This window comes from Chroococcidiopsis sp. TS-821, assembly GCF_002939305.1.
Lineage (GTDB): Bacteria > Cyanobacteriota > Cyanobacteriia > Cyanobacteriales > Chroococcidiopsidaceae > Chroogloeocystis.
In genome coordinates this window covers 130864-143310 of record NZ_MVDI01000001.1, presented here as the reverse complement: position 1 = coordinate 143310, position 12447 = coordinate 130864, and the positions used below count along the sequence as shown (strand labels likewise).

13 protein-coding genes are annotated in these 12447 nt (G+C 44.5%); 4 read left to right on the top strand and 9 right to left on the bottom strand.

Annotated elements, in window-relative coordinates; all coding sequences use genetic code 11:
• Positions 1-211: 211 nt before the first annotated feature.
• Positions 212-1747, bottom strand: a complete 1536-nt coding sequence (locus B1A85_RS00620) for an ABC transporter permease subunit (RefSeq protein WP_104545014.1) — start codon at positions 1745-1747, stop codon at positions 212-214.
• Between the two features lie 144 nt (positions 1748-1891).
• On the opposite strand from B1A85_RS00620, the gene B1A85_RS00615 reads away from it, so the two are divergent.
• On the top strand, positions 1892-2662 hold the full coding sequence (locus tag B1A85_RS00615) for an amino acid ABC transporter ATP-binding protein (RefSeq protein WP_104545013.1): 771 nt from the start codon (positions 1892-1894) through the stop codon (positions 2660-2662).
• On the opposite strand, the gene lipB is transcribed toward B1A85_RS00615, so the two are convergent.
• Positions 2624-3346, bottom strand: coding sequence for a lipoyl(octanoyl) transferase LipB (gene lipB / locus B1A85_RS00610; protein ID WP_104546257.1), 723 nt, complete (start codon positions 3344-3346; stop codon positions 2624-2626). The two genes, B1A85_RS00615 and lipB, sit on opposite strands and share 39 nt — an antisense overlap.
• A 561-nt stretch (positions 3347-3907) precedes the next feature.
• On the opposite strand from lipB, the gene hpf reads away from it, so the two are divergent.
• Positions 3908-4546, top strand: coding sequence for a ribosome hibernation-promoting factor, HPF/YfiA family (gene hpf, locus B1A85_RS00605; protein ID WP_104545012.1), 639 nt, complete (start codon positions 3908-3910; stop codon positions 4544-4546).
• Positions 4547-4641: 95 nt separating this feature from the next.
• Here the strand turns inward: hpf and B1A85_RS00600 are convergent, their stop codons facing one another.
• On the bottom strand, positions 4642-5109 hold the full coding sequence (locus B1A85_RS00600; protein ID WP_104545011.1) for a peroxiredoxin: 468 nt from the start codon (positions 5107-5109) through the stop codon (positions 4642-4644).
• A 157-nt stretch (positions 5110-5266) separates the two neighbouring features.
• Here B1A85_RS00600 and B1A85_RS00595 point away from each other — a divergent pair, with 157 nt between their 5' ends.
• A complete protein-coding gene (locus B1A85_RS00595; protein WP_104545010.1) occupies positions 5267-5872 on the top strand; it encodes a tetratricopeptide repeat protein in 606 nt (201 codons plus the stop codon).
• Between the two features lie 40 nt (positions 5873-5912).
• Here B1A85_RS00595 and B1A85_RS00590 read toward each other — a convergent pair whose 3' ends face one another.
• Positions 5913-6809, bottom strand: a complete 897-nt coding sequence (locus B1A85_RS00590) for a metal ABC transporter permease (RefSeq protein WP_104545009.1) — start codon at positions 6807-6809, stop codon at positions 5913-5915.
• Between the two features lie 198 nt (positions 6810-7007).
• Positions 7008-7748 carry a metal ABC transporter ATP-binding protein gene (locus B1A85_RS00585; protein WP_104545008.1) on the bottom strand — a complete coding sequence of 247 codons (741 nt, stop codon included), beginning with the start codon at positions 7746-7748 and terminating at the stop codon, positions 7008-7010.
• 190 nt (positions 7749-7938) lie between these two features.
• On the opposite strand from B1A85_RS00585, the gene B1A85_RS00580 reads away from it, so the two are divergent.
• Positions 7939-8910, top strand: a complete 972-nt coding sequence (locus B1A85_RS00580; protein WP_104545007.1) for a metal ABC transporter substrate-binding protein — start codon at positions 7939-7941, stop codon at positions 8908-8910.
• A 1-nt stretch (position 8911) separates the two neighbouring features.
• Here B1A85_RS00580 and B1A85_RS00575 read toward each other — a convergent pair whose 3' ends face one another.
• The 4 genes from B1A85_RS00575 to B1A85_RS00560 form a co-directional block, all read right to left on the bottom strand.
• Positions 8912-10099 (bottom strand): LL-diaminopimelate aminotransferase, encoded by a 1188-nt coding sequence (locus B1A85_RS00575; RefSeq protein WP_104545006.1) that lies wholly within the window; start codon positions 10097-10099, stop codon positions 8912-8914.
• Between the two features lie 61 nt (positions 10100-10160).
• Positions 10161-10487, bottom strand: coding sequence for a thioredoxin (gene trxA, locus B1A85_RS00570; RefSeq protein WP_104545005.1), 327 nt, complete (start codon positions 10485-10487; stop codon positions 10161-10163).
• 163 nt (positions 10488-10650) lie between these two features.
• Positions 10651-11427 (bottom strand): PspA/IM30 family protein, encoded by a 777-nt coding sequence (locus B1A85_RS00565; RefSeq protein WP_104545004.1) that lies wholly within the window; start codon positions 11425-11427, stop codon positions 10651-10653.
• Positions 11428-11578: 151 nt separating this feature from the next.
• Positions 11579-12307: a PspA/IM30 family protein gene (locus tag B1A85_RS00560; protein ID WP_104545003.1), complete on the bottom strand. Its 729-nt coding sequence runs from the start codon at positions 12305-12307 to the stop codon at positions 11579-11581.
• Between the last annotated feature and the right edge of the window lie 140 nt (positions 12308-12447).

Below are 12447 nucleotides of genomic sequence, written 5' to 3'. Positions count from 1 at the left end.
CTGGGAAGACTACGAGCTTCTATGAAGAAGAAGATAGGTAGCGATGCTACTTGCTTTTCAACGTTTTTTTCGATATTATATTCTTTATAATGGAAATATTAAAGCAAAAATATTTTTGTGACAGATTTCTATTATGAAATAAATCGTATCATGAATTTGGACAAAAGTGCAAGGCAACTGAAAAATCTTTGATGCTTCTGCCTTAATAATATTAAGCACGAGCTTTGTGACGCGATCGCATTGTAGGATTCATCCAGCGTTCGAAGTAGCTGAAGACTTGCGACGATAGTAGAGTGAGACACAGATAAATGATAGCGACAGTCGCATAAATTTCAAACGAGCGATAATTTTCGGCAACAATCAGTTGACCTTGGCGGAACAGTTCTTCAAAGCCAATTACCGCAACCAAACTGGTATCTTTTAGTAAACTAATAAACTCATTGCCCAAAGCGGGTAGCATTCGGCGGAAAGCTTGGGGAAAGATGATATAACGCATTGTTTGCACCGAACTCATCCCCAGTGATTGCGAAGCTTCCGATTGTCCAGACTCAATCGATTGAATGCCACCACGAACGATTTCTGCAATGTATGCGGCGCTGTTGAGACTTAACGCGAGAACTGCGGCGGCGAGGCGATTGAGATTAAAAGTAAAACCGAGTTCTTGGGCGATCGCAGGAATACCAAAGTAGATCATAAAAATCTGTACGAGTAAAGGCGTACCGCGAAAGAAATCGATATATGCTCTAGCAGCCCAACGAATTGGCAAAATTTTAGAAAGGCGGATAATTCCAATTAGCGAACCTGCAATCATGCCTAAAACGACAGAAAAAGCGGTTAGTTGCAGTGTGATTAAAGCACCACGAAGTAAAGAAGGTAATGCACGCACAATGACATTAACTGCGGTTAAGATCAACGGTGCGCCGCCTGTTGCGGTTTCTTCTTGGAAAGGCAGTCTTTCGGGTAAGGGAGGCGGTTCTACACCAAACCATTTTTGATAAATTTGGTTATACGTGCCGTTTTCGAGGAGAGTTGTTAATCCTCGGTTGATTACCGCTAAGTTTGGCGAACCTTTTGGGGTAGGAATACCAAAATATTCTTCAGTTAAAAGATCGCCAACAACTCGGACTCCTTGGACGTTTCCGGTTTGGATGGCGTACAAGATGACAGGTTGGTCGTGGAGTACTGCGTCAACATTCCCGTTGAGTAATTCGCGTAAAGTTGTCGGCGCGTCATCAAAGCTGCGTATTTGTGCGCCAGGAACTTTTGCGGCTTCTAGCGCCCCAGTTGTCCCAATTTGAACGGCAATGCGTCGATTTTGCAGCGACTCAAAACTGGTAATATCTTGATTGTTTGCACTAGTTGCGATCGCCAGACCTGATTTGAAATAAGGACGCGAGAAAGAAACGGTTTTGGCACGTTCTTCGGTAATCGTCATCGCCGCGATCGCCGCATCGATTGTTCGCGCTTGTAGTGCTGGAATCATCCCTGCAAATGGTAGATTTTGATAGCGAATTGTAAAGCCTTCTTCTTGGGCGATCGCATTCATCAAGTCAACATCAAAACCTTGTAACTCGCCATCAGGCGACTGAAACTCAAATGGCGGGTACGTTCCTTCCACAGCAACAGTGAGGGTTCTACCAGCAGCAGGGGAATCAGAATTGTTTTGACAACCTGCAAATAGCAGTAAACAACACAATCCCACCACCACACTCAGACGCAGCCAGTGCTTCGCCAATCCCGCTATCATTGCCTTGCTCCTCGATATTCTCTGCGCCTGATACTCAATCTAAATTCAATCCCAAGTTAGTTGACTCGGATGTAGACAAGATTACAATCAACTGAGGTGCATCTGAAAGAATTTCTACAAAACTTCGCCTTGTGAGACAGGGATATGGTTAACTCCACCGCTGCAATTGCGTTTGAGAATATCGAAAAAAACTTTGGTTCGCTGCGGGTTCTGCGCGGAATCAGCGGCGAAATTCATCGTGGAGAAGTTGTGGCAATCATCGGTTCATCAGGTTGTGGCAAAAGTACGCTATTGCGTTGCTTTAATCGCCTAGAGTCGATTGATAGCGGACGTTTGGTTGTCAATGGAGTGGATTTATCCAAACCCAAGTTAAATTATCGCCAACTGCGCCAATTGCGATCGCAAGTGGGAATGGTCTTTCAGCAATTTAATTTGTTTCCACACCTGAGTGTATTAGAGAATCTCACGATCGCGCAGCGTAAGGTATTAGGTAGATCGCCCAAAGAAAGCGCGCAACTGGCGGGATTTTATTTAGAAAAAGTCGGGTTGTTTGACAAAGCCAGCGCTTACCCCGAACAACTTTCCGGAGGACAAAAGCAACGGGTGGCGATCGCGCGGAGTTTATGTATGAATCCGCAGGTCATGCTATTTGACGAACCTACTAGCGCGTTAGATCCTGAACTAGTTTCGGAAGTGTTGCAAGTCATGCAACAACTGGCTGCGGATGGAATGACAATGGTTGTTGTGACTCATGAAATGCAGTTCGCACGAGAAGTTGCTAATCGGGTCATGTTTTTAAATCAAGGTCAAGTTGAGGAACAAGGTCCAGCGCGAGAAGTGTTGACGTATCCAAAAAGCGATCGCTTGCGGGCGTTTTTAAGTCGGTTGAATGAAGGGGTGAGGAGCGAAGGATGAGGAACGAGGGGCACGAAGATCTACATTAGAATAGACTTCAATCGGGTTGAGGTGAAAGACTGTGGCGAAAGCTTGAGTAACGTGCGGGATGACTTGCTCTACGGTAATATTAGGAATCCATTGCGCGAGACTGCTAACCGGCTTATCGGCGATACCACAAGGAATAATGCGTTCAAAGCCTGTCATGTCAGGACATACATTTAGCGCAAAACCGTGCATTGTCACCCAGCGACTCACCTTAATTCCAATCGCTGCAACTTTGTAGCCTTCTAACCACACACCTGTTAACCCTGGAAAACGTTCTCCCTGCAATCCGTAAACGGCTAAGACGCGAATTAATACTTCTTCTAATTGGCGCAGATACCAATGCAAGTCTTTACAATGATATTGCAGATTTAAAATCGGGTAGCCAACAAGTTGACCGGGACAATGATACGTCACTTCGCCGCCGCGCTCGACGCGATGCACGTCATATATACTATTGTCAATATCAAATTTAATAAAGTTAGGGTCAGCACCTTGTCCTAAAGTATACACTGGCGGGTGTTCGAGCAAAATTAAGACATCGGCGAGCGAAAAATCCTCAATTCGCTGTTGCACAAGCGATCGCTGCCATTCCCACGCTGTTTTATAGGACACGGTTCCTGGCTTATATAGCAAACATTGGCGACTTGGGCTCACAATGGAAGTATCAAATAATGACTTTTTTCTCAAGCAACATAGCAGAATTTAAGCTGAACGATCAACACAGTTCATTTCATTTTCAAACTGTGAAATCAAGAAATGTCAAAAGTTGCAAAGGTTCTTAAAGAGAGCATCCAAGGGTTATGTTGGGCAGAATACAAAGTGTTAAGGTAAATATATAACCTCAACTAGATATGGAGGAAACAGCTTCTGACAAAACCACGCCTGCGAGAAATGATATGCAAACCATTGACATTGATAGTGGAAGTTAATGCATAATAGAAAACCTTCTAATAAGATGGTTTATGCATGAGACAACAAAGCAAGCAAATCCTTACAGGGAGAATATCATTCTCGTCACGACCGTAAGATTTGATCGTCTTATGTAGTCAAAAGTGTGGTAGAAGTAGCAACGAATTTTGAGTTTATGCTTGAAGACAAAGAAGTGAAACTTGCGCTTTAATACTAAGTAATTCAAGTCGCAATTTGTTGTCACAAAAAGAGTTGTTTCCTCTTACATTTTGTTTCATTTTAGACAGTACGTCAGCCGGAGAATTGAATATGAAGCTAGTCATCCACGGCAAAAACATTGAAATTACTGATGGAATTCGCGAATACGTACATCAGAAAATTGAAAAGGCAGTAAATCACTTTCAAAATTTAACGAATGAAGTGGACGTGCATTTATCAGTTGCACGCAATCCGCGAATTAATGACAAGCAAGCCGCAGAAGTGACGATTTACGCCAACGGAAGTGTGATTCGTGCCGAGGAGAGTAGTGAGAACTTATACGCTAGTATCGACATGGTAGCGGATAAAATTGCACGCAAACTCCGGAAATACAAAGAGAAACGCCACGACAAGAAAACACAAGTTCCTGAAAAAACGAGTATTGCAGTACAATCGCCACCGGTAGTCGAAGATTTGATTGGCGATCGCACGCCAGAACTTCCAGAAGAAGTTGTGCGAACCAAATACTTTGCTATGCCACCGATGACAATTAATGAAGCGTTGGAACAGTTACAATTAGTTGACCACGACTTTTATATGTTCCGCAACGCCGAAACCGGAGAAATTAACGTCATCTACGAACGCAATCATGGTGGTTATGGCGTGATTCAACCGCGCAATAGTAATGGCAATACCAAAAACGGTAACAACGCTGAAAGTGCATCCTCAGCGGAGAAAGCACATCATTAGCTGTAGCTTTAGAGAATTTTAGTGCAGATGGGCAGAGGAAGCAGAAAAGCAGAGGTGCAGAAAAGTTAAGAAAATTATATTAACTCAATAACCACTCACCCCTCACTCCTCGCCCCGATCTGTTGCAAAGTCTTCAAAGCTTCGTCTACATGACCTTGAAAGTTAAACTGGGAGTTGAAAATATGCTGTACAACTCCCTGTCGATCGATTACATATGTCACTCTTCCTGGTAGAAAACCAAGAGTAGCGGGAACACCGTATAATTTTCTGACTTGATTGCCAGTATCACTTAAAAGCGTAAAAGGTAATTGGTATTTAGCCGCAAACCGTTGATGCGATTCGGGAGAGTCAGCACTAACACCAATGACTTCTGCGCCAGCCTTTTGAAAAACTTCGTATTGATCGCGAAAAGCACACGATTCTTTAGTGCATCCTGGCGTGTCGTCTTTGGGGTAAAAGAACAAAACAACCGATTTTCCCCGAAAATCGCTGAGTTTAACCGATGTACCCGATTGCGAAGGAAGCGTAAAATCAGGAGCGATATCTCCAACTTTAACTGCCATAGATAGCACCCTCAAATGTGAACTTTTGTTATCTTAACGCGATCGCACCTTCAAGGCGAACGTGTTATGAGAAGCAACGCCGATCAAACCAGTTAAGCTAGAAGAATAAAAAAGCTCGTTTCATACCAACATTTATCATCTTTAGGCAAAGTTGTTTATGAAAAAGCGTTGGGTTCGATCGGCACTGATCGCGACGGGATTGACAAGTGTTCTTCTGGCACAACCAAGCTTGTCGCAAGCAGCACCTATGAGATTGGCAGATTTGCAATCGAGCGAAAATCTCCAACAAGCAGAAGTTTACAATAACCAGGGAGTAGAATTAGCTGAACAAGGAAGGCTAGCTGAAGCGATTGCCGCATTTCATCGGGCGATTTCAATTTATCCAGAATACGAAAACGCTCATAATAACCTGGGGTTAGCATTAGGCAATCAAAACAAATTTGCTGAGGCGGTTGCTGCATTTAATCGGGCGATTGAAATTAATCCAAGGAATTTTGAAACCTACAACAATTTGGGAATTGCGCTGGGTAGCCAAGGGAAATTTGCTGAGGCGATCGCCGCCTTCAATCGGGCAATTCAAATTAATCCCAACGATCCAGTGGCGCGACAAAATTTAGGCGTTGCGTTTTGGAGTCAAGGCAAAGTTTCGCAAGCGGTAGCGTCGCTACAGAAAGCCAGAGAACTTTACGCGATGCAAAATAACCCTACTGGTATGCAGGAAGTGGAAGTGATTCTCAATCAGATATCATTACCGCCAAATTAAGCACTTTTAGTGGAGGCAGGGGTCAGAGTTTAGATTACTATTAAGAACGCGATCGCAGTAAATTTTTGATCTCTTTCCAAAAAGCCCATTCTTGTGAACTTGACTGTGGATAAGTTAAGATGCCTTGACTGGGACTAAATAATAGTGCTAGCGTAAAAAAGCCTGAGGCAACTAAGACAATGGCGGGACCTGAAGGTAAATTATAAAAGTAACTGAGATACATTCCAGTGATACTTGCAATAATACCAATAATCGCCCCTAAAATCATCATTTGATTGAGGCGCTTTACGAGCAAGTACGCGGTAGCTCCTGGGGTAATCAGTAGTGCTAAAACTAAAATGACGCCAACAGCAGTTAGACTGGCAACAATGGTTAATGCAATCAATACCATCAAACCAAAATTTAAAAGATTGACAGGTAATCCTGCGGCTTGCGCGCCTACTGGGTCAAACGTGTAAAATAATAATTCTTTGTACAGCAAGAAAACAACGGCGATTACGAATAAAGAAATAATGGCAGTATTCCAAACATCTTGCGCAGTCACGCCTAAAATATTGCCAAACAAAAAATGGTTGAGGTCGATTTTATTTGTTTTCTGAACAACAGTAATTAACGTAATTCCCAAGGCAAAAAAAGCCGAAAAAACAATTCCCATCGCCGCATCTTCTTTAATTGGCGATCGCGTGCGAATCAAGGCGATTGCCAATGTACTTACAACACCTGCGATAAAGGCGCCAACAAAAATGTCTGCACCAATAATAAATGCAATCGCGAGTCCTGGTAATACTGAATGGCTAATCGCATCTCCGAGTAGTGCCAAGCGTTGTACCATCAAGTAGCTACCGACAATCGCACAAATTATGCCGACTAAAACCGCGATCGTCAGCGATCGCTGCATAAAACTATACTGCAACGGTTCAAGAATAGCTTCTAGCATAAAGCAGGGGTTAGAGGTCAGAGGTCAGGGGTCAGGATAATTAAGAATATGATTGCTGAGTATTAAAATCCTAACCTTTGCTTCTAATGCAATATGTTCAAGTATAAGGTTAATTAGCAATATGTAAGGCTCTTTTACTAGAAAACAGAATTAGTAGTTTTTGCCAATTACCAATTGCTAAACTAGCCAATAGCTTTTTTATGCTGCTTCTCCACTGAAAAATACAACTTGACCCCGATAAGCACGACTCATATTTTCTGGTTGCAATACAGTCTGACGCGAACCGCTGGCAATAACTTCTTTATTCAATAAAATGAGGTCGTCAAAATTAGTAATTGCTTCACCCAAGTCGTGATTGACAACGATTACAGTTTTGCCGGCTGCGGCTAATTCGTGAAAGATGTCAAAAATGACGGCTTCGGTTTTTTTGTCAATACCTGCTAACGGTTCGTCAAAACAAAAGACCTCGGCTTCTTCTGCCAACGCGCGGGCGATAAATACGCGTTGTTGCTGTCCGCCAGAAAGTTGCCCAATCGAGCGATCGCGATATTCACTCATCCCTACACGTTCCAACGCTGCTGCTGCAACTTGACGGCTAACGTGCGAAAAACGACGAAACCATCCAGCTTTACGAACTCGCCCCATGAGAACAACATCCCACACTGTAGCAGGATAACTCCAATCGATCGCCGAGCGCTGTGGAACATAAGCGACTTTGTCTAATTGCGACTTCAGCGGCTTTCCTTGATATAAAACTGTGCCACTTGCTGGTATCAGCCCTAACATCGCCTTGATTAAAGTACTCTTACCCGCGCCGTTTGGACCGATAATTCCCGTAATTCTTCCAGGATAAATCGCTAAATTGACATCATGCAGCGCTTCTACGTTGCGATACTGCACTCCTAAATGGCTGACAGTAATTGCTGCATCGTCTGGCATGCGAGTGTCCTTTTGTACGGCTGGACTAGAGTGGGCGTTCTGAGGAAAGGGCAGAATTGTCATAATCTGGCTCGATGGTGGTGTAGTACGAAATCACAGTAGGGATGCAATTTAAGGTAAAAATGAAAAGATTATGAAAAAAGTATAGGATGAAAAATGAAAAGAATATGAAAACTAATGTATCAATTTCATGAAAGTGAGGACTCGGTCGCAAGGCAGAAAATATAGATCGCTCGTTGTTGGATTCTTACTAGGGTTATTCCTGAGTGCGTGTGGTGCAGCAATTACTAATCAGGCTGGTTCAGAAGTTAACGATCGACCAAACGTTGTTGCTACCAGCACAATTATTACCGACTGGGCTGCGAAAGTAGGAAACGAGCAAATTCAACTCACGGGAATTTTGCAACCAGGGGACGATCCCCACGTGTACGAACCTGTACCGCGCGATAATATCGCGTTTGAAAAAGCCGATTTGATTCTCTACAATGGTTATAACTTAGAGCCAGCGTTGATTAGATTGATGAATGCGGCGGGCGTCAATGCACGCAAACTCGCCGTTGGGGAAGTCGTACCACCGCTACAGCTAGAAGAACAAGGAACAACAGTCCCCGACCCGCACGTTTGGGGCGATGTGAAAAATGCGATCGCCATGGTGAATGCGATTCGCGATGCATTTATCGAGTTATTACCCACCGAACGCGAAACTTTTACGCAAAACGCGGCGCAATATACTGCGCAATTACAGCAACTTGATGCTTGGGTGCGCGAGCAAATTCAAACGATTCCGCCAGAAAATCGCCGACTGGTTACTACGCACGATGCGTTTCAATACTACGCTAACGCTTATGGGTTAGAAATTTTTGGGACTTTAATCGGGATTAGTACTGAAGAACAACCCAGCGCCCAGACGGTGCGACAATTATCAGATGCGATTCGAGCAGCAAACGTCCCCACAATTTTTGCGGAAACAACGATTAATCCTGCTTTAATTCAAACCGTAGCCGCAGAAGCCGGAGTGGAACTTGCGACGCGACCTTTATACTCTGATTCAATTGGTTCTCCAGGAAGCGACGCCGATTCTTACATCAATATGATTGTCGCTAATACGCGCACAATTGTCGAAGCCCTCGGAGGCAACTACACGCCGTTTCCTCAAAGTTAAATCAACGCGAATGTAAAAACGTCGCCATGCGCTCAACCGCGGTTTCTAAAATAGCGGGATCGCGAACCAATGCAAACCGTACATAGCCTTCGCCAAACTTACCAAAACCCGCTCCAGGCGAAGCCGCGACGCCTGTCGTTTCAACGAGTTCGGTACAAAACTGAATCGAATCGTCCCAAGGTTCGGGTAGTTTTGCCCAGATGTACATTGTGGCGTCGGGTGTAGGTACTTGCCAGTTGATTTGGTGTAACGCATTAATAAATGCATCGCGGCGTTGCCGAAAAGTCTTGACAACTGTTGAAACTTGTGCTTGCGAACCAGTCAGTGCCGCGATCGCACCGTTTAAAATTCCGCGATATTGATTAAAATCTACCGCTGCTTTAACTTGACGCAAGGCTCGAATCAACTTTGCATTGCCGATCGCATACCCTACGCGGAACCCGCCCATATTGTACGACTTCGAGAGCGTGAAAAACTCAATCGCTACAGACTTTTCCGGATCGGCTTGCAGAATAGAAGGCGCGAGCGATTGGGGGTCTTGGCTTTCTTGTGTAAAGACAAGATCGACATAGGGAAAGTCGTGAACTAACACGAGATTGTGTTGTTGGCAAAACGCAACCGCTTCTTGAAAGAATGCCAAAGGCGCGATCGCACTTGTGGGATTATGCGGATAACTTAATACCATCATCCGCGACTGCGCGAGTACAGGTGCGGGAATATCTGCTAATACAGGCAAAAACCCATTTTCTGCGCGTAATGGCATCGGGTAAACTTGACCGCTTGCTAAATATACGCCACCCGCGTGCGAAGGATAGCCAGGATCGAGTAACAAAGCAAAATCGCCAGGATTTAAGACTGCAAGGGGTAAATGCGCTGTCCCTTCTTGCGAACCAATGAGCGGTAAAACTTCGGTTTCGGGATCGACAGGAATGCCAAACTTTTGAGTGTACCAACTCGCTGCGGCTTCTCGAAACGCCCGCGTACCGTGAAATAGTAAGTAACCGTGCGTGCTGCGATCTGGTAAAGATTGAGCGATCGCCTCTAGCACGTGGGGTGCGGCTGGCAGATCCGAAGACCCGAGCGACAAGTCAATCAAATCTTTTCCTGCAGCGAGCGCTCGTGCCTTTGCTTGATCCATATCTGCAAAGACATTAGCTTGAAGATATTCTAAACGCTTGGCAAACTCCATAGTTTTTAGTGGTGAGTGGCTAATAGTACCGATTTGTAATTTCCGCTTTAGTTTAATATCCTTATTGGCAATGGGTATCCAAGATCTCAATCAGTTTTTGTTTCGGAATCACGCCTTCGGTAGCTTCTAGCACTTGTTGGTCTTGAATTAGCCGCAGCGCCGGTACACCTTCGACTTGATACTGCTTGACAGTTTCGGGGTTAGGGTCAACTTCCATTTTGACAACTTTCAGGCGATCGTTATATGTTGCTGCTGCCCAGTCAATCATAGGTGACATCAAACGACAAGGACCGCACCAGGAAGCCCAAAAGTAGACTAACACTGGTTGGTTTGCTTGCAAAACTTCGCTTTCAAATTCTTTATCTGATATTGCAGTGACGCTGCTCATGGCGTTATTGTTCAAACAAGATTGGACAAAATTACTGACCTTTCAGTATTTTGACTTGTTTTGTCGTACAAACCTCTCTTTTTGGAAAAAGCTAAGCCCTGATTAACCTGGTACGCCGAGGTACGCGATCAAGGCTTGCACCGCATCCTACTCACTTTTAGGACTACAATTGGTCTAGCTGTTTTTTCAGTTGCTCTAATTCAGCGTCAACTGGCTCAGATTGAGATGTCGATGATTGTTCTGAGGGAGGGAGCGATGCTTGTTGCGGAGAGCCTCCTGGAAGTGACATCTGTGCTTTGAGTGCGGCAAGTTCGTCGTCGATATTATTACTACTAGCTTCTAGGGCGGCGAACTGACTTTCGAGGTTGTCAGTTGCTAATTCAGCCGCAGATTGCGCGCGCGCTTCTTGCAACATTACTTTTTCTTCCATCCGCTCAAAGGCTGCCATTGCACTACTGGTGTTCATTTTGCCAACCATACCTTGTAGTTGCTCTTGCGCTTTAGCTGCAGTAATCCGCGCCTTGAGCATATCTTTTTTCGTTTTGGCTTCGGAGATTTTGCTTTCTAGAGCAATGAGGTTTTTCTTGAGTGTCGCAATTTGGCTTGTTTGTTGGTCGAGGGTAATACGCAAGGCATTCGCCGTTTCGGCAAACGTTTTCTTGCGTTCGAGGGCTTGGCGGGCTAAATTTTCTTCGCCTTTTTGCAGTGCGAGTTGGGCATTGCGCTGCCACTTATTCACTTCGTTTTCCGCTTGATTGTACTGTTGTTCGGTGCGTCGTTGCGCGGCGATCGCTTGTGCTACACTCTGACGTAGTTGCACCAAGTCTTCCTGCATCTCTAGCAGCGACTGTTCGAGCATTTTTTCTGGGTCTTCGGCTTTACTAACCATGTCGTTGAGGTTAGCTTTGACTACCCGACTGATTCGATCAAATAATCCCATAACTTTGTTCTCTTAGCGTGTATAAAACTAGGTTGAGGATATAACGTGTCTCTTCTATGTTAAGTAATCGGTAACGGTTTCAATTCCTAATTACCAATGACCAGCCTGTAATTTATCCTTACTTTCACTCCCTATAATTTACCCAATAATGTTATTCTCTACGTTTTTCTACATTTCTATCTTGAGTAGTAGAAGTTCCAGGGAGTTGGGGCGAGTTAGGCGTACTAGGTAGCTTTGCTTTCATTTGCGCTAGTTCGGCATCAATATCATCGCCTGCTGCTAGCGAGTCAAATTGTTTTTGGAGATCGTCGGTTCCCATATCGGCGATTAATTCGGATTGCGCTTCGAGTTGCATGACTCGTTCTTCCATGCGCTCAAAAGCGCCTAAGGATTTACTCGTATTGACGCCACCTAGCATTTCATTAAGCCTTGCGGTTGCTTCGGCTGAACGCGCCCGCGCGATATACATATCTTTTTTGGCTTTGGCTTCAGATATTTTGCTTTCTAGCGCCTGCATATCCTTTTTCATGCGAGCTACGATTCCATTTTGTTGCTCGATTTGCGATTGCATCGCGTTAGCTGTTTCTTGGTAAGATTTGCGCTTTGTTAGGGCTTCGCGGGCTAAGGTTTCATTTCCTTGTTGTAAGGCTAGTTGCGCGCGGCGATACCATTCTTCGGCGGTAAATTGAGCTTGTTGTGCTTGGCGTTCAGTACGTTTTTGTGTGGCGATCGCACTTGCTACGGCTTGTCGCAGTTGCACGAGATCGTCCTGCATTTGTGCGACTGTTTGCTCTAAAATTTTTTCTGGATCTTCCGCATTACTAACTAAAGAATTGACATTCGCTCTAAATACCCGCCCGATGCGGTCAATCAATCCCATGATCGCTCTCCATTTGGTTACTAAAGCTGCACCTTGCCCATTCCGATGAATCGGAGTATAAAATCATGGTATCGTACCTTCTCTTTTCCTAACCTCCATTTCTTAGCACTGATTGCATTCAGAGGTCAGAAGTTAGGGAT